Consider the following 22,361-nt stretch of genomic DNA (forward strand, 5'->3'; position numbering starts at 1 on the left):
TACTGGCAGTACTACTGGCAATAGAATGTTCCCCATCCGAAGATGATACTCATATTTATCGAGTGGCGATTTTAGTTAACCTGCCGAGCACTGACCTTGATTTAAGGCAGTTTCTTTCGCATTGGTGGCTTTCTTCTAAGATTTAGCAAAGATCTGATGCAAAATTTATTGATATAACCCGCTTTCCTATTTCACCAATGTGGCAAAATGCTGTTATTCAATATCACTTTTAATTAAAGGGGGCATCGCCTGTGTTGGAACAACTACGAGCACACCTCGTGCGTCAAGGGCCAGCGCTACTGCGGGGGCCACTAAAACTGACCCCGTTCGCCATACAACGCCAGATATTGGAGCAGGTGCTGAGCTGGCAATTCCGGCAAGCACTGCTGGATGGTGATCTGGAGTTTCTGGAGTCCCGCTGGTTAAAAATTGAAGTGCGTGATCTCGCATTGCAATGGTTTATGACGGTAGAAAACGGTAGGCTGGTGGTAAGCCAACAGGCTGAAGCCGATGTTAGCTTTAGTGGTGATGCCAACGATCTGATTTTGATCGCTGCCCGTAAAGAAGATCCGGACACGCTGTTTTTCCAGCGCCGGTTACGAATTGAAGGGGATACCGAATTGGGCCTGTATGTGAAAAATCTGATGGATGCCATTGAGTTGGAATCTATGCCGACGCTACTGAGAGTTGGTCTGCAACAATTGGCTGAGTTTATTGAAGCCGGTCAGCAAGAGGGTGCGGCCAGTACTTCCCGTACATTAGCATCGTGCTGATTCGGGTTGAAATTCCGGTGGATGCGCCGGGGATCGACGCGCTTTTGCGCCAGGCTTTCAAGCGAGATGACGAAGCAGAACTGGTGCAGCAATTACGTGAAGACGGCTTACTGACGCTAGGTATTGTGGCGACGGATGATGAAGGCGGTGTCGTCGGTTATGTGGCATTTAGCCCGGTAGATGTTGGCGGTGAAGACCGTCAATGGGTCGCCCTTGCTCCGCTAGCGGTGGAAGAGAGCTTGCGTCGGCAAGGTTTGGCGGAGAAGCTGGTATATGAAGGCCTCGATTCCCTGAATGAGTTCGGTTATGCCGCAGTCGTGGTGCTAGGTGACCCTGCTTATTATCAGCGTTTTGGCTTTGTTCCAGCTGCTGGTCATCAATTGACGTGCCGTTGGCCGGGTACCGAACAGGCTTTTCAGGTTTACGCGCTGGCGGAAGATGCACTGGAGAATGCCGATGGCGAAGTGGTGTTTTCTGACCCATTCAATCGGTTTTAATCAGTAATGTTGCCAATGAAGAAGGCTGGTTCATCACCAGCTTTTCTTTTTGCTGCTTACTGAGTTGCTTCACTCGATATTCCAGTTTCAACGCAGTCGAACGATCCCCTGCTTCACAGTGAAATACCAGCGATAGCTCCCCTTTGCCTCGTAGCGCTTTTGCGCCTTTTCCTGCCTGATGTTGCGTCAATCGACGTGTGACATCCGTCGTAATACCGGTATACAGCATGCCAGTGGCGGTGCGCAGCAGATAGAGATGCCAAAGGCTATCCGACATAATCTTATTCCAGTCCGGGGGTAGCGGTTCGGAACATTATTACCGGAATTCCATCTTGCATCCTGTCTTTTTTTATCTGCTGGCACCTGAACTGATTAAATCGACCCTATTTTACTTACTTAGTCTTGGCTGCAAATTCAAAACGTGGTGAAACCAGGCCGTACAGTGTCCAACCGAGGAAGGTCACAATAGCACCCCAAGTCATAGCTTCCTGACCTGAACTGTAAAGCGCATAGAAGCTATACATTGCACCGATAAAGGCAATGATATTGGCTTTACGCGCTTTTGCTGGCGCCACATTGGCGGTTTTCTGAATAATCACCAGTGCTGCCATCGACAGAATATAAGGGATGATATTGGTTACTACCGCCAAATTGACCAGCACATTGAACTGTTTATTCAGTGACGGACTAATCGTCATCAGGGACAGCACGCTCTGGATGACAACAATGGTCAACATCCCTTTAATTGGCGCGTCGGCTTTGCTGACTTTGGAGAAAATTTTCGGGAAGAAGCCTTCATCCGCAGAAGATTTAAAGACTTGGGCGATGGTGAACTGCCAGCCGAGCAATGAACCCACACAGGACATAATCATCAATGCCATGATGATTTTACCTACCGCTGGAGTGAACATATAAGCGAATGCCAGACCAAATGGCGCAGTTGAGTTAGCCAAATCCATATTTGGCACGATACCGGCAATCACGTTGGTGGAAATGATATAGATAACCGCTGCACCTAAAGTCCCACCCAAGACGGCGATCGGAACATTACGTTCAGGGTTTTCTACCGCATCGGTATTCGCACAGGCAGATTCCAGACCGAGGAAAGCCCACAACGTCATTGAGATAGAGGAACCAATAGCTTCAAAGGTTGGCACGCCATGTGGGTTCCATGCTGCGACATAGGCTGAACCACTAAACCAGAACCAGCCAACAATAGAGATGCCTACCACCGGGATAATAACCCCCCAAATGGTAACGCTACTGATTTGCCCGGTGATACGTGCGCCGCCGAAGTTAGCCACGGTTGCTAGCCACAGTACGCCGATGGTGGCAATGCAGATCCCCAATGGGGTTAAGGTGGCCCCCAGTAATTCGGTACCGTACCCGACCGCCGATATGGCAATGGCGATGTTGGCGATTAACAGTGATGCGCCATAGGTATAGTTGGCCATAAAGTTGCCAGATTTGCCGAAAGCATATTCTGCATAACCGCCCATCCCGCCTGATTTACGGCTGAACATACCGCATTGGGCGAATGCATAAGCTAATGCCATGGAACCGACTGCGGTGACTAACCATGAAACGATAGAAATCGTCCCAACTTCGGCGAGTTTGGTTGGCAGCATAATTATGCCTGATCCCATCATATTGACGGCGGTCAGAATAGTCAGCTGTACGACTCCCATCTTATTATTTGTTTTACTCATTTTTATTATCTCTTTTTAAATTTCAGAGACTGCGGGAATAATTTACTCCCGCAGGTTTGAGCTAAGGTTGGTGTTGTCAAATCCCCTGATTATTTAAAATTACAGCATGGTTTTCTGCCGGGCTGTGTTTCTAAATATCTTGGAGATGAAATTATCTATTCTATTAATTATTTCATCATATAGCCGTATGCGCGGTTCCATCCATCTTCATCGACTTGTAAATAAACACCTTGTAATTCAGGTGCAAAGCCTGGCAATAAGTTAATACTTTCTTCAAGTGCCAGGAAATAACGTTGAGCAGCTCCGCCCCATACTTCACCAGGGACAACACACAATACTCCCGGTGGATAAGGCAGTGCGCCTTCAGCGGCAATTCGACCTTCTGCTTTACACAATGGAACTAATTCAGCATGCCCACGGACGAATTCAATATTAGCATCTTGAGGATTCATCATAACTTTAGGGAAATACTGTTTGCGGAACATCTCTTTTTGCAGCTGTTTAACATCGTAGCTGACATAAAGGTCATGCATTTCCTGACATAATTTACCGATGGTATAACCTTTGTAGCGAGTTTCGTTATTACGGTAAACCGTCGGTAATACATCGCTTAGCAGTGCATCTTCTTCAATGAAACGTTCAAATCGGGCAATTTGCGCTACCAAATGTTGCATTTTCGCCAAGTCTTCTGCCGGCGTTAATAAGAACAGGATGGAGTTAAGGTCACATTTCTCTGGCACAATCCCATTCTCGCGCAGGAAATTAGCCAGAATAGTTGCTGGAATACCGGATGCAGTATATTCGCCAGTATTGGTATCAATGCCTGGGGTGGTTAATAACAGTTTGCATGGGTCAACAAAATATTGTGACTCTTCATAACCTTCAAAAGCATGCCATTTTTCGCCGGGAATGAAATTAAAGAAGCGCAAGTCTTGCGCCATAGCATCAGTGTCATATTGTTGCCATGGTTTGCCATCAACTTCTACCGGAACAAAAGGCTTAATCATGCTACAGGTATTTAAAATCATTTTACGGGCTTCAATACCGGTTTTAACACAATCTAACCACATGCGTTGACCACTTTTGCCTTCATGCATTTTCGCATTAACATCTAATGCAGCAAATAATGGATAGAATGGGCTGGTGGATGCGTGCAGCATAAAGGCATTATTAAAGCGTTTATGATTGCAGTAACGATCCTGACCTTTAATATGTTTATCTTTCTTATGAATCTGCGAAGTTTGTGAAAAACCAGCTTGTTGTTTATGCACTGATTGAGTAACGATAATGCCCGGATCGTTTTCATTCAGTTCAAGTAATAATGGTGAACAATCTTTCATCATTGGAATAAATTGCTCGTAACCCACCCACGCTGAGTCAAACAGAATATAGTCACAGAGGTGGCCAATCTTATCCACTACCTGACGGGCATTATAAATTGTGCCGTCATAAGTCCCCAACTGGATGATTGCCAGACGGAATGGGCGCGCTTCATTAGCACGGTCAGGAGCTACGCTACGTATTTGTTCACGCAGGTATTTTTCTTCAAAACAGTGAGCGTCGATACCCCCGATGAAGCCAAATGGATTGCGGGCAGTCTCCAGATATACTGGGGTTGCGCCAGCTTGAATTAGTGCGCCATGGTGGTTAGATTTATGGTTATTACGGTCAAACAACACCAAGTCGCCACGGGCTAATAGTGCATTGGTTGCCACTTTATTTGAGGCAGATGTGCCGTTCAGTACGAAATAGGTTTTATCGGCATTAAATACTTTCGCCGCATGTTTTTGAGCATCGCAAGGCGCACCTTCGTGAATGAGCAAGTCACCTAATTTTACGTCAGCATTACACATATCCGAGCGGAAAATAGTTTCGCCGTAGAAGTCAAAAAATTGACGACCAGCCGGATGCTTACGGAAGAATTGACCACCCTGATGCCCTGGGCAAGCAAAGGTTGAATTCCCCATTTCTACATATTTTTTTAATGTACTAAAGAAGGGGGGCAGCAACTCTTTTTCATATTTTTCAGCTGCTGATTCCAGTTGTTTACCGTAAAAGTCAGTATTGTCACCGCACAGTTCAAATACCCCGTTTAAAGACGGTAATACATCGGTATTTAATTCTTCTTCACAACAAACAGCCGCGAAAATTGGAATTTCAAGACCTAATGAATGGATGCTATCAATCACACCATTATTAATGTCCTGAACAGAAAGTACGACGGCAGCAACATCAGTAAAATCCGTGTGTAAAACATCCACTACTTCTCGCTGTGATTCAAAGCAAGTTATAGCTGATGTACTTGCCGCGATATTTAATTTTTTCATTATAAATTCTCGTTTATTTTAAGAGGCTATTGCGCCTGCATTATTTGTTGGTTTATTTAAGTTTATTTCTATCAAATTTTATGTATAGCAGTCCGTATCAATGAAATAGAATTCATTAATAAAGAGTCTACTTTTTCTGCGCAACACTATGGCTGAATTTTAGGCATAGTATTCCCTATGTCATTTAACAAGAATGACATAGGCGACATTGTTCTTTTTACCGGATAGCTATGTTTCTGCTGGAAGACAAAAAACACTTGGCCGATGTTGATTGATTGATTAGTAAATCGCAATCATCAAATAGGCGTAAAAATATAACTGAGTGTTAAGTTCTTCGGAGAAAGCAGACAATAGTTAACATCACGCAAAGGCAGTAAGCACTTTTCGTATCTGTTAAAAATTGCGCATAGACAATGACTATCCAATAAAAACGGATGTCATCGCAGGAAGGATTTTATCTAAAATGGAAATAGGAAAAGTTAAAATAACTACGGTGTGCCGGCATCATTAAATGCGTTGTCCGCCTTATATGCGCCATTTTCTTGTTGTTATTTTCCATTTGCGTAAGGTCTCTATTTTTTTAAACAAATTTTGGTTTTAAACAAGGTTTTCGTTTTAAACAGTAATTTATAAAAACGAACTGATGGCGGCTATTTTAGTCATAACACTTATTCATTCTGTGACTGACATCATGTTTTTCGCCGATTTTAAAATGTGTTTTGACTAAAGTATGAATAAATTACTCTATTTATTCATTTTAAACGGTATTTATTCAAAACTGTACTGTATGTTATGCAAAACACTAAGGTTATATTTAACACGGCGGATACATCGGCTGGTCTATTATTATGCAATATAAGCAATGAGAGCGGGTTCTTAATAAAATTTGTATTTTATTTGTTAATCCCAAATTATTTGTTACATCCTCATTTATACGAAAATTATGCATATAAATTCATATTTATCTTCTGCGGTAAATGCTAGCTAAATCACGTTATATGGCACTTTTTCACCAAAAACCACATTATTAGGGAGGATGTGCTGAGATTGCTCGCTGGATCAGCGATAAGTGCGGGGAAAGAGGGGCAACGACTGCCCCAACATGAATAAACTTAACTGAATAGCGGAAGGCTACTGCGGGTTAAGGGGATTTTTACCTGCACAATCTGCTGTTGACGCGTCAATTCGATAGATAATATCTCGCCATCATTCTCCACTTGTACCAATGAAAGTGGGTCGTTGTTGTTCATATCAAATACCGCTGTGACATGCGCCTCTGGTTGGCGATGACGCAAAATCAGATAACTAATATCTCGCACTGATGGATTGGCGGGCGCTAATCCTTGGAAGAGCGTGGCATCGGCGGCTAACCATAGAGATAGTGGGCGCGCTGCGGTCTGATAACAACATTGGGTAACCCCTTGCAGTTGCCGGGCGGTAACCTGATGTAGATATTGCATCGGCCCGTGGTCACAGAAGGTGGCGTCTTCACCCACGACCTCGGTGGCGACCCCGTCGATATGCAGTGTCCAATCCCACTGTTGTTGATGTGGATTGATAATGCTGCTGATATCGATGATGGCATCTTCCAGCCATAAAATACGGCGGCGGAATTTAACGTCACGGTAAGCTTCGCTATCCCATTGCACTCGGGTATGGCTATCCAGTTTCGGCGCTTCTTGGCTCCAATCCACCTCTGTATCCAGCCAACTGAAGTTGGCAGATTGATGCCAGTTATGAATCACTGGCACCGCTGGCGGCTGATTAGTTTGGTTAATACTGAGTGTGTTGTGAGTGGCACTGTTTTTGTAATAGCCGTAATGGAGTTGCGCACCATAGCCGGTAGTGCCTAAATCCGGCAGGATCTCTTGCTTTTGCTCGAACAGAATTAAATTCAGCCGATCATAATGATCATGTTCACCCCCATAGGGGCTATGTTTTATCAGCAAGGCTCGGCCAGATTGTGGCTGACGCAAAATAGTCAAACCGCAGTCTGGGGCATGCAACGTATCTGTTGGAATGACATCCACCATTGGTGGTGGCAATTCTTCAACGCCGTACAGTAGCGCATCCAGATTGAGGCGTGGCTGCTGGCGATAAATATGGTGCAGGGCGGCGGCATATTCATCATTGCCATAGGTTTTAAACGCAAACTCATACAAATGTGCATGATTGAGCTGCTCTTGCCCGGCGGTGCAATCATTGATACGCGGGAATGTGCCATCTGGCATCAGCAGTTTGAGGGGGAAGCTGAGCATATCGCGATAATAGGGCAAAGCCAGTAAACTATAGCGGCTGTCTGCCGCCAACTTTTCAAATGACCAAAAGCCTTGCAGAGCATAAAAGTGATAATGCACCGAGCCTTCAAACCACAATCCTTCATTGAACAGCCCATGCTCTAATTGATAGCGCAGGCCATAATCGGCATTAACTGCAAACTCAATATAGTGATCTTCAGCCAGGATCAGGCCGATCACGGCAATCGCGCTACTGATTTTGACTTCATGGTTATGCAACTGACGGGTGCGGTGCTGCATCAGAAAATCAGCCCCTTCACGCAATAAGCGCCCGGCAATACAGTCGCGTTGTTCTTGGCTGAGTGCATCGGCGATAAAATCATAACCCAGCGCAAAATCGAGCAGGCAATTGGCTTCACACAGAGTCTGAGCATTTGCCTTGCCCGGCCCGTTGTACGGGATGCCACCATGAACTTGGTAATCAGGATAATAGCGGGCATAGTTGATCAGAATATCCCGCACTTTATTGAAGTAAATTATCTCGCCGGTCAATTGCCACAGTAGCCCCAATTGATTACAGGCTTTGGCATTCAGACCATTGAGTGCCCGCCACCAGGCACCGTCATAGGGCTCACCACTAAACAACTGAGAGTCCACCGGACAACGGTGCTGGGTAGGGGAATGACGATCCCACTCCAGTTGCACACCGTGGTCGGGACAATAATAGTAATGGTTCCAGGTCGCGATACCGGTGGCAGGGACCCGTGTTTCTGAATCCAAAACCACCCGATTATCCGCAATCAGCGTGGCAATAATCTCCGGATGCTGTACAACTCGCTGGCGGATTTTAACCATCTGCCTGTCTGTAAACTGCTTCATATCTGGTGCTTCCTCGGCTATACCCTGGGTATTTGAAGCTGCAGGATTGTGAGCTGCGCGCTATTACTCGCCTCTTCGAGGCCGCTGCAAGCCGTGTTCAAATCTGCTCCCGACAGATTTGTCACCCGAATCACTGACTTGAGTAAGTGATTCGGGATGAGTTTGCTTGCCGCCGACCTGTAGCTCCTATGTCTTTGGGTATTGGCTTATTTTTGTGTTATCGGGTAGAGCAGGATTTCAACGGCATCCGGGTATTTTGCTATCAGGTATTGCGCTTTCTGTTGGAAATCAGGGTCTGCCGGATAGGCACGCGCGGCAGTAATCATATTGACCAGCGCTTTTTTATCTTGCACACCATCCAAGTCTTTATACGGCCATGCTTGGTCGGTATTGATAAAACCAGCCACATATTGATAGCCTTTTTTCAGACTGTGTTCGTCCAGGCTAAAGTTCCAGATATCTTTGTCGGCAACTTCACCAAGGCGACCCAGCTTGTTGTAGGCTTCCAGATGGAAATTGCTGTAATGCCACGGGCGAGTACGTTCCAGTTCAGCATTTTGACGGCCTTGCATATCAAAATGCGACGGAATTCGGCGTAATTGAGTGATTTCCAAGCGCTTTTGCGCTGCCGCTTTTTGGTCACTGAACAGAGCAAAAGAGGCCGCCTGCACATCAAAGTAGGTGCCGTGGTTATTGTGCCAGTTATCTTCTTCGAAGCCATTTTGGCTGGTTGTCATCCATTGATAGAAATCTTTGTACCAAACTTTGATCGCCTGATAGTCAGCTTCAGTAAGTACATTGGCCGGCCTTATCAATTCAACTGCATCAATAACATCCACCAGCGCCCGGCTATCAATCAAACCAATCCCACGGCCTTCATTGATACCGGGTATTGCTTGAGCATATTGTAAATTCGGATTCATTCGGGTGTTTGGATTGACGAACCAGTTGACCAATTGATCTCGTGCTTTTTCGGCATACTCCGGCTTGCCGGTAAAGCGGTAAGCCAATGCCAGATAATAGACATCTTCACTGAAGCTATTCATGCGTTTCTTATCAGTTGCGTCGCTATTGGCATCTGGATTTGTTTCGCCATCTTTACGCAAATAAGGCATACCATCTTTCTTACTTGGGTCTGGCCACCAATAAGGTGGGAAGCTGTAATAGTCGTGCTTATCGCCACTGGCAGCCAACAGACTTTTATCCATGACGGAATAGAGTGGTTTTTTCAGCGCTTTATCTGCCTTAGTTATCAGATTTTTATAGGATTTCTCGTATAGCGGGTTGCTTTGCTTAACCTGGTCAATGCTATAGTTTATATCATCCACTTTTAATAATATTGGATGACTTTCCGCCGCATAAATAAAGGGTGATGACCCTAGAAGAATAGCCAGCAATAGGTTTCTTTTACCCAGAAATTTCATCATTACTTTCCTTATTCTTTATGGTTTACATGATTAAAAATAAAGTAATTTGGTTAATTTAATTAATAACTCATTTTTTATGGAATATATTTCTTACCCTTGTAAAAACAAGGTTATTAAATATTCTTCTGCTATTTTTATAAAAAAGAACACTGTTCCATTTCAGATGGATTTGAATTCTAGGGCAAAGTTTTTGGACTTTTGTGATCCAGATCCATCTTATAAATTATCTGTAAATAAATGATTTAAACTGTGATTGATATCAAATTAAATCTTCGGATTAGACGTTTTTTAGCCAATTTAAATAATTATGTGATTTTTTTAGTTCTTAAAATGAAGATTTTAATTCGCTGTTTTATATGATTAATTCTGTTTTTATTGATTTTTATGTCATTTTACAAATGTGATCTTAAGCAGAAATTTATAAATGGAATTAAGTTTTATTTTTTATGGTGTAGTTTTTTGTTTTTCTCTGGGTTCTAATGTTATCGAGTGTTTCGTGATTTTATTCTGTTATTTAAACTTCTGGGTAAATTCAAAAAAATTAGATATCAACGAGGACGCTAAGATGAAGACAAAAATGATAATGTCAAAAGTAAAAATAAAATCTTTGCTGTTATTAACTTATTTAGCCATGGGTATTCCTTCTCTTCACGCAGCAGAAACCTTGCAAGTGTGGATCCGTGCTAGTAATGATTCCAAGAATATTTATAAAACTGAAGCCGAGACGTTTGAGAAGAAAACCGGCATTAAGATTGAATATTTCAATGCCACAACCGATTTTGAACAGCGTCTGGCGCGAGCTGCTGCGGGTAACGCGCTGCCAGATTTGATTTTCAATGATGCCGTGGCAATTGGGCAGTTTGTGCAACTGGGCATTGTTGAACCGATAGAGCCGAAAAATATCATTGGCGGAGAGAATATCTTCGATACCGCTTGGAAGAGTGCCCAATATATTGATGGCAAATATTATGGTGTGCCCACTTCAGCACAAACTTTCGCTTTGTTTATACGCAAAGACTGGCGGGAAAAACTGGGGTTAGAGCAACCGAAAAACTGGCAAGACATCAGTACGTTAGCAAAAGCATTTACTTTTAATGACCCCGATGGCAATGGCAAAAACGACACCTACGGCTTTATTCTGCCAGCGTCAACCACTCGCGGTTATGCCAGCTGGTTTATCAGCTCTTATCTCTGGCAAGCAGGCGGTGATTTTATTCGCCCAGCCGGTGAGGGCAAGTTTAAAGGTTCTCTGGAAGAGCCAGCAGCGGCTGAAACCTTGAGTTTCATGCGTGGCATGGTGTGTGACAAAACCGTCCAGCCGGGGGCGATTAACGCCACGACGGCAGATGCCATCCCTTCATTCCGATCTGGCCAAAGCGGCATGTTCTTCTCCGGCCCATATCACATTGCTTTATTTGATAAAGACCCCGGTAAAGAGGCTTTCGAAGTGATCCCGCCACCAGCAGGGCCAAAAGGGCAGGCAACACTGGCTGAAGGCACCACGGTGTTTATGATGAAGAGCAGCAAGCAAAAAGAAGCCGCTCAGAAATTCATCGAATTCATGATTTCACCTGAAGGGCAGCAAATCGGCATGGGAATGGGGAGCAACAATATGCCGGTAGTGCGGTTGTCGATTAATAAACTGGTTGATACCAAAGCGGTTTACAACGACCCGCGCTGGGCAATGTTTGCTGATTTGTACGCCGAACATGGCCGCTATATCCCGCAAGTGCCTAACTGGACGCCGATTCGCCAAGTGACGTCTGAAGGTTTCAACCGCATCTTAGCCAACTGTGCCAGTGATATCCCTGCTGAATTAAAAGCAGTGAATCAGAAAGTTAATGATGAGTTGGCTAAACAGAATGTCTTAGGGCAGTGAGTAAATCATGATAACGCTAACCCCCCGACTAAAACGTAATCTGGTCCCGTGGCTGTTCCTGGCCCCGGCACTGGTCATCTTCACCTGGTTTAAATTCATCCCGATGCTGCAAGGGCTGGTGATGAGTTTTTACAAGGTTAACTTTAACCAGCCAAATGAGTGGGTCGGGTTTGATAACTTTTCCCGCGCTATGGGTGATGAAGCACTGCATTCTGCCGTCTTCAACACGCTGTTATATGTGGTGGTCACCATGGTGGTGGCCGCCTTTATCTCCTTCTTCTTAGCCATGCTATTGGAAGGACCGGCTCGGCATCTGCGTTTTATCCGTACTGCTATCTTCTTGCCAGCGGTAACCAGTGCGGCGATCGTCGCCGAAATGTGGCGGATTCTATTTAACCCAACCAGTAACGGCGTAGTGAACCACATCTTGTCGTGGTTCAGCATTGAAGCGCAGGGTTTTCTGGCAGATACCGATCAGGCGCTGTGGACAGTGATGATGCTGCATATCTGGAAAGCCGTGCCTTACAACATGGTTATCTTTATTGCTGGGTTAGCGGGTATTAACCGCGATTTATATGACGCCTCGAATGTTGATGGTGCCAACTGGTGGAATCGCCTGCGCTACGTCACGTTGCCGGGCATGATTCCCGCGCTTTCTGTGGTGCTGATGCTGTCGTTTATTCGTGGTTTCCGTGTGTTCGCTGAAGTTTATGCCACCACTGGCGGCGGCCCATCTAATGCGACGGAAATGATCATGACCCATATCTACAAACTGGGCTTTGAGCAGTTTGATTATGGCTATGCATCCGCGGTGTCCTTCCTGTTATTCGCCTTCACTGTGGTATTGACGATTTGTCATCTCACATTGAAAAAGCGCATCGCCCGTTACTAACCTGAGCCGGAGACTGGTAATGAAAAGTAAAACTTGGAACAGTATCGGCCGCTGGATTATTTATGGTCTGCTGCTGGTGGTCTTTGTTGGCCCGTATTGGGGCATTATCGCCACCGCCTTCAGTGGTGCGCCAGTAAAACCCGGTGAGCTGCTGGCCTGGCCAAATCAGTTCTCGTGGGAGAACTTTATCTTTGCCTGGATGGATATCGGCGTCTGGCAATACCTGCTGAACTCCATCGTCGTGGTGTTCTTCGGCACGGTTTTGCAGGTGTCAGTCAGTGCGTTGGCGGCTTATGCCCTGGCACGTAAAAAGTTTGTCGGGGTTTCTCTGACCAGCTTGATCATTCTCTCAACCATGATGCTGCCGGAAGAAGTGATCGCCATTCCTCTCTATATGATCATCAACTGGCGACTGCCGGTGATCGATGCTTCGCTGTACAACAGCTATCTGGGCATGATCTTGCCGGTTGTCGGCTGGGCTTTCTCTATCTTTGTTCTGACCGAGTTTATGGCGGCCATCCCGAAAGAGCTGGAAGAGGCGGCACGTATTGATGGTGCCAGTGAATGGCAAATCTTCTTCCATGTCATCCTGCCACTGGTTAAACCGGCATTGGGCACGGTGGTGACCTTCGGCTTTATCATGATTTGGGACCAATACCTGTTACCACTGATTGTGGTGAACCAGGACAGTCTGAATACCATTCCGGTGATCCTCGGCACCTTACGTACTGACGAGAGCATCACACCAAATATCTTTATTGCCATCACTCTGTTGGCGATGTTGCCAAGCATCATCGTGTATCTGGGTCTGCAAAAACATTTCAATCGCGGGATCATGTCTGGCGCGGTTAAAGGCTAGGGAGAAACAAAATGGGATCGGTTGTACTTAAAAATGTCTGTAAATCTTACGGTGACACCCATGTGATCCGCGATGTATCGCTGGAAATTCCTGATGGTGAGTTCTGCGTGTTGGTTGGTCCAAGTGGCTGCGGAAAATCCACCTTATTGCGCATGATTGCCGGGCTGGAGGAGATCTCCGGCGGCACGGTGGGTATCAATGATAAAGATGTCACTGACGTCGAACCTAAGATGCGTGACATCGCCATGGTGTTCCAAAGCTATGCCCTTTATCCGCAGATGACAGTGCGTGAGAACATGGGTTTTGCGCTGAAAATGGCCAAAATGTCTAAAGCCGACATCAGTAAAAAAGTCGAAACTACGGCAGAGTTATTGGGCTTGCAGGCATTGTTGGAGCGGCTACCAAAAGATTTATCTGGCGGACAGCGCCAACGTGTCGCAATGGGGCGGGCAATTGTGCGTAATCCACAGGTATTTTTGTTCGATGAGCCTTTGTCGAATCTGGATGCCAAATTGCGTACTCAGGTGCGTGGTGAGATCCGCGAATTGCACCAGCGGCTGAAAACAACCTCGGTCTATGTGACCCATGATCAGATAGAAGCGATGACCATGGGGCAGATGATCGTGGTGCTGCGTGAAGGGCGGATTGAGCAAGTCGGCACGCCATTAGATCTTTATGATCGTCCGGCCAATCTGTTTGTGGCGGGTTTTATCGGATCACCCGAGATCAATCAGTTGAAAGGGACAGTGGTGCAACAGGGGGCAGAGTTCCTGCTGCGGCTAGAAGATGGCTCCTTACTGACACTGCCTGTGGGTTTGCAAGTGACCGAAGGGCAAAACGTGGTGTACGCCATTCGTCCAGAGCAGGTCAATGTGGTGGATGAGACTCACAGCGCCAGCGCGCTCAAAGCCACCATTACGGCGATTGAAAATACGGGCTCGGATATGCAGCTGTTTTGCAGCACCGGCGGCGGGCGTTTTACCTCGGTGTTTAAACAGCGCCTGGCGGTGAATGCAGGGGAAACGGTCTATTTGCAACCTAAGCTTGCCGGTATCCACATTTTTGATGCTGACACCGGCGTGCGGGTTGCCTGCCAGGCTGCATAAGGAAGCAATCCCATGACGCCAATAAAAACCGCTGCGACACCGATGAAATTGTACACCTTGGATACGGACTGTTTAATTAAGGCCAAGGCGGTATTGCAGCAGCCATTTTCACCTTTACAGCCGGCGTTACGCCGGTTATTAAGTGAAGCCGATGCTCTACGGGACCAGCCGCCGGAGAGTGTGACGCACAAAACACTGCTGCCGGTGAGTGGTGATGTTCACGATTACTACAGTTTTGGGACTTACTGGTGGCCGAATCCGCGCAAGCCCGATGGACTACCTTATGTGCGGCGTGATGGTCATACTAATCCGCAAAGCCAAAATGACGATACTGATACCCAGCGCATTGAGCGCATGTGTGACCGCTGCCTGACACTGGGGCTGGCCTACTATTTTACCGGCAACAGCCGCTATGCGCAGGTGGCAGCAGAACAGATTCGTTGCTGGTTTTTAGATGCCAAAACCCGCATGAATCCGCATCTGAATTATGGTCAGGCCATTCCCGGTATTGTCTCTGGGCGAGGCACCGGGCTGATTGATACCCGGTTGATGTGGATGGTGATTGATACTATCGGTTTGATATTGCCCGCCAAGTTGCTGGATACCGAGGATACGGCGGTCTTGCAGCAATGGTTCCGCGACTTTAACCACTGGATGTTCCACAGTGAAGTGGGCCACTCGGAATATGTCTGGCACAACAATCACGGCACTTGGTATGACGTACAGCGCGCAGCTAATGCCATGTTTTATGGTGATCGCGGGCTGGTCTCTACCATTATTAGGCAAGGAATAACGCAGCGGCTGGCTGCGCAAATTGCACAAGATGGCAAGCAATGGATGGAGCTGGAGCGAACCGTGCCGTTCCACTACTCCCTGTTCAATCTGGAGGCGCATTTACTGCTGTGTCGCTACGGCGAACATGTCGAAATTGATCGCTGGGAGTGGGTGCAGGATGGCCGTAATGTGCAGCAGGGAATCGACTATCTACTGCCATTTATTGCTGAACCTGAATTGTGGCCCTACCGTGATTTACGCGGCATCGATTATGACAGCGCATTGCGGCTGTTATTACAGGCGGCCAGAGGTTACCCCAAAGATGCCCCACGTTATCAGGCAGCTCTCGCTACTTTACCGCCAGAGACCCTGACATCCCGTGATCGTCTGTTGTGGCAGAGTTAGTAGAAAGGCAAAGGTGATGTACACTCAGGGCTGTTTTTCAGCCAGTGAGTGATGTCAATAATGAGTGACGTGAATAATCCTGATGACCTGTCGATCATTACCCGCTTCCTGCGCCGGCAACATGTGCTGACGCTGTGCGCTGGCAGCGGTATGGATATGTGGTGTGCCAACTGTTTTTATGTGTTTGATGAAGCACCAATGGCGCTTTATCTGATGACAGAAAAGCATACCCGTCACGGCGAACTGATGCAGATTAACCCGCAGGTTGTCGGCACTATCGCCACCGCGCCGCGCACCGTGGCCTTGATAAAAGGCATTCAATATCGCGGTGAAATAACGCCATTACAGGGCGAGGCTGAGCAGGCTGCCCGCCAACGCTATTGCCGCCGCTTCCCCGTCGCAAAAATAGCTTCCGCCCCTCTCTGGCAGCTGACGCTGCTGGAAATCAAGATGACCAATAATACCCTCGGTTTTGGCAAGAAATTGCACTGGAATGCCCCTCGTCCTTGAGATTGCAGCAGTGTTAATTGTTCTCATTATTTGGCCCATTTATGGGCCTGGCTTTTGTGAGTTTGCCGCAGATATCGCTCAAATAACAGACAATAAAGCTATCCCTTGAGGCATTATTAGACCATTGCAGTCTATATTGAGTATTTATTGCTTTTTTTGAGTTATATATAGCTCGTAAGAGACTATAATGATTCGTATGTGAGTCATTATTAAGTTTTAAGTGAAAATATAATCATATTAATTTGACTTATATATGAATCGTAATGGTAGTTAACGTTTTACATATGAATCATTAAGGCTGGGCTTATGCCGAAATCTATTGTAAGAACCTATTCAAGATATACCGAGGAAGCACTGCAGCTGCTTGCAACCTCTGTTCGGGCCGCCAGACTGGAGAAAAAACTGACAGCTGAGGAAGTCGCCGAGCGAGCAGGTATTTCCAGAAGCTTACTACAGCGGATTGAGAAAGCAGATCCTCGCTGCGGAATTGGTGTTGTATTTGAAGTGGCTAAGATAGTAGGTGTTAGTTTGTTTGAGGAAGAAGCAGATATGAGTACGATGATTATTCACCGCAAACGAATTGAAGAAAAGCTTAGCCTTCTTCCGCGTCGTTCAAGGAAAATAACAAGGAAAGTGAATGATGACTTCTGACAGTGAATATAAAGAAGCTTACGCATGGATTTGGTTGCCTGGTGAAACTAAACCTATCGTTGCAGGGTTACTCAGTTTAGAGGGGAAAAGCATCGTTTTTAACTATGGTAAAAGCTACCTGGAACGCATAAACGATGAACCTCGTGCAATTCCTATCTATGAACCTGAATTACCCTTAAAGGCAGGAATACTTCCTCTTTTGCCAAGTCTGAGTATGCCGGGATGCCTCCGGGATAGTGCTCCCGATGCGTGGGGGCGCAGAGTTATTATCAACCGCAAGCTCGGAAAGAAAGCCGCGGATATGGATACGGCAATTTTTGACGAGCTGACTTATCTTCTTGAGTCGGGTTCTGACCGGATCGGTGCTCTGGATTATCAGCGTTCTCCCACAGTTTATGAACCCCGCTCGGCGAATAATGTCTCTATCGAAGAGTTAATGAATTCTGTAGAACGTGTTGAAAATGGCATACCACTCACTCCTGAACTTGACCAAGCTCTTTATCATGGGAGTTCAATTGGTGGGGCTCGCCCGAAGGCTCTAATTGAAGAATATGGTGAGAAGTATATAGCAAAATTTTCAGCTAGTTCAGACCTCTACAGTGTCGTGAAGGCTGAGTATATCGCCATGCGATTGGCTGCATTGGCCGGGTTGAATGTTGCCCCGGTTCGATTACTCAAAGCGGCAGGAAAGGATGTACTCCTCATTAAACGATTTGACAGAGACTATACCCAGCAGGGATGGACGCGCAGGTTGATGGTATCAGCGCTTACCTTGTTTGAGCTAGATGACATGTTTGCGAGATATGCCAGTTACGAAGTACTGGCAGAGATCATCCGTACACGCTTTCAGCATCCTAAGGAGACACTTAAAGAATTATTTTCTCGCTTGTGTTTCAATGTGTTATGCGGAAATACAGATGATCATGCTAGAAACCATGCAGCATTTTGGGATGGGAATAGCCTGGTACTTACACCCGCTTATGATATTTGTCCGCAAGGCCGGAGCGGAAATGAGGCATCCCAGGCAATGTTAATTGTTGGCAATGAACGACTCAGTACACGGAGCAATTGCCTTGCCGCGGCACCCGCTTTTCTTCTGACAGCACAGGAGGCGAAAGATATTTTTGAGCAACAGAAAACAGTCATTGAGGACAATTGGCAAAGTATCTGTGATGAGGCTGAGCTTTCAGAGATTGATCGGAAATTATTCTGGCATCGGCAATTTTTAAACCCTTTTTCAATATGATGAGATCTGCAGTAGAACGTCGAATTTACCACATTTTTTGATGGGGTAAGTTTGCAAACCAGTGTAAATACTGTTCACATCAGTTCCCGATTGATTAGTAGCTCGCTTGCCGCCTACCTGCAACGCCAATGACTTTGGGCATAGTCTCTTGGTTCTGATTATAACTGGCTGTTTTCCGGTGTTATGTCATAGTGTTTCTGGTATGTATTATCAGTAACAATTGATTTAATGATTGTCTCCATACTGTGGTGGCGCGGGCATTTTTATCGGGAGGTCAAATGGCAAAGGTATTATTGCTGGGAGCGAGTGGCTTGGTCGGGGGCGAACTGCTGCGCTTGCTACGTTTGGATGCCAGAGTAACATCCATTATTGCGCCAACTCGTAAGCCATTACCTGCCTCGAATAAACTGATTAATCCGCAGGGCGAGAATATCGCCGAGTTGCTGAAAACCTTGGTTGAACCGGTGGATTTGGTCTTCTGTTGCCTGGGTACCACGCGCAAGCAAGCGGGCAGTCAGGCGGCATTTCGTCAGGTAGATTATCGCCTAGTGTTGGCAGCCGGTGAAACGGGGTTACGGCTGGGGGCACGGCATTTCTTGTTGGTAAGCGCGATGGGCGCTAACCCCAACTCTTGGCTATTCTATAACCGCACCAAAGGTGAAGCTGAGCGGGATTTACAAATCCAAGGTTGGCCGCAACTGACATTTGCCCGCCCATCAATGCTGGCAGGCAAGCGCGCAGCCCCACGTCTGATGGAAAGTCTCAGTGCGCCACTGTTTGCCTTACTACCTGATAAATGGCGCTTAATTAAAGCCAAGAATGTCGCGCAGGCGCTGTTGGATGAGGCTTTTGCCCCGCCACAAGAGGGCGTTAAAATTTTGACCTCTGCCCAGATGCAGCGCACATCATAATAAGGATATTGTCTGATTATCTCGGGCAATGATCACCTCGGCCGGGAGTGTATTGTCGCGCGCCCATGCATCCAACTGGTGGCTGATGTGTGTCAGCCAGGTTGCTTTTGGCTGCAATAAATCACTGATGGCGAGTGCCAATGTGACGTCATTATGGTTGCGCGGTGGCGGCGATTGTGGCGGATGGCTGCAATCGACCACCAGTAAATCAATCTCTTTACTGGCCAAAAATAGCGCGCTGTCAGCAGGTAGCCCAATCGTGTCCGTCAGATAGGCGATGGCCCGATTAGGGCTTTGCAGCAAATAGCCGAAGGTGATTTTGGAGTGATTTAAGGGCACTGGAGTCACTCGTAAATCGCCAAATAGGATAGGTTTAAATGGGCTCAAGGGCGGCTGAAATGCCAGTATTCCCGGGTGCTTATACAGATCGTCGCAACCGTCTGGGTCCGCTGGGCCATAAACCGGAATGGAATTTCCACACCCCCAGCGCAACGGAAATAACCCCTGAACATGATCCATGTGGTAATGTGTAAGCAAAAAACGCTGAATTTGCCCCGCCGTAAACTGACTTTCCAGTGTTGGTAGCCCCGCATCAATCAATGTGGTTTCCCCCTGATAACGCAGCATGGCACTACAAGGTTGGCGACGTAGTGCGGGTTGTCGTCTGGCGGTTGCACAAACCACACAGTCACAACCAAACACTGGCACCTGTTGGGCACCTCCAGTTCCGAGTAATGTCAGTTCCATATTTGACTCCCCATTTCGTTATTTATACCCATCATTAATTCGAGTCATTGAGTTCATTTTGTTGCCGTCTACCTGCAACTCGAAATCTATCGGGGTAAAGGGATGTTCTCTGCCAGTAATTGCTGAAACTGCTCTAGTGTGTGCTGTAACTCACCATCATTACACAGCCGCAGGCAATTGATGGGCAGCTGCTGCTGATAATGTTGCGCCCGCAGTAAGCGCTCACTGATTTGCTCGCTGTTTTCCCGCCCGCGCTGTTGTAGGCGCTGCGCCAGAATCGCCGGGGAAACCGTCAAACACAGTGGCAATAATTGGTGGTGATAGCGCTGCTCAACTTGGGGTAAATAGGCTCTGGAGCCATTCACCACCACATCCAACCCATGTTGCAGCCAGATATCTATCTCAATGCCGACCCCATAATGGTGCTGATGCGCCTGCCAATAGAGGGCAAATAACCCCTGTTTGGCCCGCAATAAAAATTCCTGCTCACTTAACGCAATATGATTTTCAGCACCGGCATGGGCCGCGCGGGTAATATAGCGGTGCGCCACCATCATATTGGCGGGCATGGCCGCCCGCAGAGCAGACAGCAGGCAATCCTTGCCTGCACCGGAAGCCCCCATCAGGTAGATTAAGCGTGCCATCAGAACACCTGTATTCCCTGACGCCAGACGTTTTGCACGTAAATATGTTTACTCTGCGAACCGTCATGAGCGCGGGCCAGTATCAAATCTGCCCGTTTACCTTCTGCAATCACGCCGCGATCCTCTAGCCCCAAGGCTTTGGCCGGGTTGCGGGTGACCAAATTGACCGCCTGCGGTAAGGTGAAACTGTTGGCTTCATCCTGCGCGATACGAAATGCGGCATCCAACAGACTGGCCGGGTAATAGTCAGAAGATAAAATATCCAATACCCCCAACGATGCCAGCTGGTGGGCTGCGACATTGCCGGAGTGGGAGCCACCACGGACGATATTTGGCGCGCCCATCAACACCTGTAACCCGTGTTGATGTGAGGCTCTGGCTGCCACTTCAGTGGTGGGGAACTCTGCAATTACACTGCCCAGCGCTTGGGACTCCGCCACATGTTCGGCGGTAGCATCATCGTGGCTGGCGAGTGCAATTCCCCGCTGGCGGCAGTGACTGGCAATCGCCGCTCTATTTGGCCCTGACCAGCGAGCGGAAAGAGTGATTTGTTCCTCTTCAAATTCCACCATTTGCTGATCATTAAGGTGATATTTACCCTGATAATACTCACGATATTTCTCCCGCGAGGCGAACTGGCGCTGTCCTGGTGAGTGATCCATCAGCGACACCAATGAAAGTTCAGGCTGCATCATCAGCTTTTCAAACAGGGGTAGGGTGCTGTCATGGGGTAATTCACAGCGTAAATGAATCCGATGCTCGGCTCGATTCAATCCCGCCCGCTGGCTATCCACCACTGCATTGATCATTTTTTGCAGGTTATCCAGCCGATGGCCGCCATCGCGCACATCACCGACGGCTACGGCATCCAAAACCGTGGTGATTCCGCAGGCAACCATCAGGGCATCATGGCTGCTCATTGCTGAATGGGCTGGCCAATCGACCTTGGGACGCGGCGTAAAAAACTTGTCCAGATTATCGGTATGCAGCTCGATCAATCCCGGTAATAGCCAGCTATTTTGTCCATCAATAGCGGCTGAAAGTTGGGTCGGGCGATCGCTGTAGCTATGGATCACACCATGTTGGATTTCCAGTGATCCGCTGACCACCTGATCTTCAAGAATAAGATTCACGTTATTGAGGATCATGCGGGGATCTCCGTGCTGACATAAGAGGGCGGTGGCGTCATCGCCAGTAAGCGGTCACTAACGCGGTTACGTATATTTTCATCATGGAAAATACCGACAATAGCAGCCCCGCGTTGCTTGGCTTCATCAATCAAGCCGACCACCGCCGCGCTATTGGCGCTATCCAATGATGCCGTCGGTTCATCCAATAGCAAAATGGGATAATCCACGATAAAACCACGGGCGATATTGACCCGCTGCTGCTCGCCGCCGGAGAAGGTCGATGGCGCCAAATCCCACAGCCGTGGCGGAACATTGAGGCGAGTTAACAGATCCTGAGCGCGCTGCTGGCACTGGTCGCGGTCAACCCCCAGCTCCAGCAAAGGTTGCATGACCACATTTAGGGCACTGATCCGTGGGATCACCCGTAAGAACTGACTGACCCAGCCCACAGTGTGGTGGCGCACCGCCATAATTTGTCGGGCTTCGGCGGTGACGATATCCAGCCACTCCCCCTGATGTTTGACCCAGATATGGCCGCTGTCAGGTAAATAGTTGGCATATAAAGAGCGTAGCAGAGTGGATTTGCCGCTGCCGGAATGACCGTGCAGCACCACACATTCACCCCCGCTGACCTCCAGAGAGGTTTGATGCAGTACCGGCAGGCGAATACCGTGCTGGTGGTGCAGCACGAAGGTTTTACTGAGATTTTCAACTCTGAGTTGCAGGTGGTTCATAGTGAGTTCTCGTTAGCCGACTTG

21 protein-coding genes are annotated in these 22,361 nt (G+C 47.3%); 11 read left to right on the top strand and 10 right to left on the bottom strand.

Annotated features, from left to right (window positions below):
* Positions 1 to 251 precede the first annotated feature (251 nt).
* Together ubiT and N0H69_RS02370 are read left to right on the top strand one after the other, a co-directional pair.
* Positions 252 to 773, top strand: coding sequence for a ubiquinone anaerobic biosynthesis accessory factor UbiT (gene ubiT / locus N0H69_RS02365; RefSeq protein ID WP_050110303.1), 522 nt, complete (start codon positions 252 to 254; stop codon positions 771 to 773).
* Entirely contained in the window at positions 767 to 1,270 is a 504-nt protein-coding gene (locus N0H69_RS02370) for a GNAT family N-acetyltransferase (RefSeq protein WP_050110302.1), read from the top strand. The genes ubiT and N0H69_RS02370 overlap by 7 nt, the downstream gene beginning before the upstream one ends.
* Here the strand turns inward: N0H69_RS02370 and N0H69_RS02375 are convergent.
* The 6 genes from N0H69_RS02375 to N0H69_RS02400 all read right to left on the bottom strand — a co-directional run bounded on the left by N0H69_RS02375 (position 1,257) and on the right by N0H69_RS02400 (position 9,846).
* A complete protein-coding gene (locus N0H69_RS02375) occupies positions 1,257 to 1,547 on the bottom strand; it encodes a GIY-YIG nuclease family protein (protein ID WP_050110301.1) in 291 nt (96 codons plus the stop codon). The genes N0H69_RS02370 and N0H69_RS02375 overlap by 14 nt on opposite strands.
* A 115-nt stretch (positions 1,548 to 1,662) precedes the next feature.
* Positions 1,663 to 2,979: a putrescine-ornithine antiporter gene (gene potE / locus N0H69_RS02380; protein WP_050110300.1), complete on the bottom strand. Its 1,317-nt coding sequence runs from the start codon at positions 2,977 to 2,979 to the stop codon at positions 1,663 to 1,665.
* A gap of 167 nt (positions 2,980 to 3,146) precedes the next feature.
* Complete coding sequence (gene speF / locus N0H69_RS02385) at positions 3,147 to 5,306, bottom strand: ornithine decarboxylase SpeF (protein WP_050110299.1); 2,160 nt, start codon at positions 5,304 to 5,306, stop codon at positions 3,147 to 3,149.
* A gap of 454 nt (positions 5,307 to 5,760) precedes the next feature.
* Positions 5,761 to 5,865, bottom strand: a complete 105-nt coding sequence (gene speFL, locus N0H69_RS02390; protein ID WP_115155778.1) for a leader peptide SpeFL — start codon at positions 5,863 to 5,865, stop codon at positions 5,761 to 5,763.
* Positions 5,866 to 6,418: 553 nt separating this feature from the next.
* On the bottom strand, positions 6,419 to 8,422 hold the full coding sequence (locus tag N0H69_RS02395) for a heparinase II/III domain-containing protein (RefSeq protein ID WP_050135608.1): 2,004 nt from the start codon (positions 8,420 to 8,422) through the stop codon (positions 6,419 to 6,421).
* Positions 8,423 to 8,628: 206 nt separating this feature from the next.
* Positions 8,629 to 9,846, bottom strand: a complete 1,218-nt coding sequence (locus N0H69_RS02400; protein WP_050121726.1) for an alginate lyase family protein — start codon at positions 9,844 to 9,846, stop codon at positions 8,629 to 8,631.
* A 568-nt stretch (positions 9,847 to 10,414) separates the two neighbouring features.
* Here N0H69_RS02400 and N0H69_RS02405 point away from each other — a divergent pair.
* From N0H69_RS02405 to N0H69_RS02445, 9 genes are all read left to right on the top strand, one after another.
* Positions 10,415 to 11,728: an ABC transporter substrate-binding protein gene (locus N0H69_RS02405; RefSeq protein ID WP_050135659.1), complete on the top strand. Its 1,314-nt coding sequence runs from the start codon at positions 10,415 to 10,417 to the stop codon at positions 11,726 to 11,728.
* A 7-nt stretch (positions 11,729 to 11,735) separates the two neighbouring features.
* Positions 11,736 to 12,620 (top strand): carbohydrate ABC transporter permease, encoded by an 885-nt coding sequence (locus tag N0H69_RS02410; RefSeq protein WP_050110295.1) that lies wholly within the window; start codon positions 11,736 to 11,738, stop codon positions 12,618 to 12,620.
* Between the two features lie 19 nt (positions 12,621 to 12,639).
* Positions 12,640 to 13,479 carry a carbohydrate ABC transporter permease gene (locus tag N0H69_RS02415; RefSeq protein ID WP_050110294.1) on the top strand — a complete coding sequence of 280 codons (840 nt, stop codon included), beginning with the start codon at positions 12,640 to 12,642 and terminating at the stop codon, positions 13,477 to 13,479.
* Between the two features lie 11 nt (positions 13,480 to 13,490).
* Positions 13,491 to 14,585, top strand: a complete 1,095-nt coding sequence (locus N0H69_RS02420; protein WP_050121723.1) for an ABC transporter ATP-binding protein — start codon at positions 13,491 to 13,493, stop codon at positions 14,583 to 14,585.
* A gap of 12 nt (positions 14,586 to 14,597) precedes the next feature.
* The gene (locus N0H69_RS02425; RefSeq protein ID WP_050110292.1) at positions 14,598 to 15,764 is read left to right on the top strand and encodes an alginate lyase family protein; all 1,167 of its coding nucleotides are present in this window, start codon (positions 14,598 to 14,600) and stop codon (positions 15,762 to 15,764) included.
* A gap of 60 nt (positions 15,765 to 15,824) precedes the next feature.
* On the top strand, positions 15,825 to 16,274 hold the full coding sequence (locus tag N0H69_RS02430) for a YhbP family protein (protein ID WP_050152064.1): 450 nt from the start codon (positions 15,825 to 15,827) through the stop codon (positions 16,272 to 16,274).
* A 306-nt stretch (positions 16,275 to 16,580) separates the two neighbouring features.
* Positions 16,581 to 16,925, top strand: a complete 345-nt coding sequence (locus tag N0H69_RS02435) for a helix-turn-helix transcriptional regulator (protein ID WP_050110290.1) — start codon at positions 16,581 to 16,583, stop codon at positions 16,923 to 16,925.
* Positions 16,912 to 18,171, top strand: coding sequence for a type II toxin-antitoxin system HipA family toxin (locus N0H69_RS02440; protein WP_311196364.1), 1,260 nt, complete (start codon positions 16,912 to 16,914; stop codon positions 18,169 to 18,171). Before N0H69_RS02435 ends, N0H69_RS02440 begins: the two co-directional genes overlap by 14 nt.
* Positions 18,172 to 18,449: 278 nt before the next feature.
* Positions 18,450 to 19,082 (top strand): Rossmann-fold NAD(P)-binding domain-containing protein, encoded by a 633-nt coding sequence (locus N0H69_RS02445; RefSeq protein ID WP_050152065.1) that lies wholly within the window; start codon positions 18,450 to 18,452, stop codon positions 19,080 to 19,082.
* Here the strand turns inward: N0H69_RS02445 and phnP are convergent.
* The 4 genes from phnP to phnL all read right to left on the bottom strand — a co-directional run bounded on the left by phnP (position 19,077) and on the right by phnL (position 22,337).
* Positions 19,077 to 19,829 (bottom strand): phosphonate metabolism protein PhnP, encoded by a 753-nt coding sequence (gene phnP, locus N0H69_RS02450; protein WP_050135600.1) that lies wholly within the window; start codon positions 19,827 to 19,829, stop codon positions 19,077 to 19,079. The genes N0H69_RS02445 and phnP overlap by 6 nt on opposite strands.
* A gap of 86 nt (positions 19,830 to 19,915) precedes the next feature.
* The gene (gene phnN / locus N0H69_RS02455; protein WP_050152066.1) at positions 19,916 to 20,473 is read right to left on the bottom strand and encodes a ribose 1,5-bisphosphokinase; all 558 of its coding nucleotides are present in this window, start codon (positions 20,471 to 20,473) and stop codon (positions 19,916 to 19,918) included.
* Entirely contained in the window at positions 20,473 to 21,621 is a 1,149-nt protein-coding gene (phnM, locus tag N0H69_RS02460; RefSeq protein WP_050152067.1) for an alpha-D-ribose 1-methylphosphonate 5-triphosphate diphosphatase, read from the bottom strand. The genes phnN and phnM overlap by 1 nt, the downstream gene beginning before the upstream one ends.
* Positions 21,618 to 22,337, bottom strand: coding sequence for a phosphonate C-P lyase system protein PhnL (gene phnL / locus N0H69_RS02465; protein ID WP_050152068.1), 720 nt, complete (start codon positions 22,335 to 22,337; stop codon positions 21,618 to 21,620). Before phnL ends, phnM begins: the two co-directional genes overlap by 4 nt.
* Positions 22,338 to 22,361: the final 24 nt, after the last annotated feature.

The organism is Yersinia alsatica, from assembly GCF_025133195.1.
In the GTDB taxonomy this organism is placed as follows: Bacteria; Pseudomonadota; Gammaproteobacteria; order Enterobacterales; family Enterobacteriaceae; genus Yersinia; species Yersinia alsatica.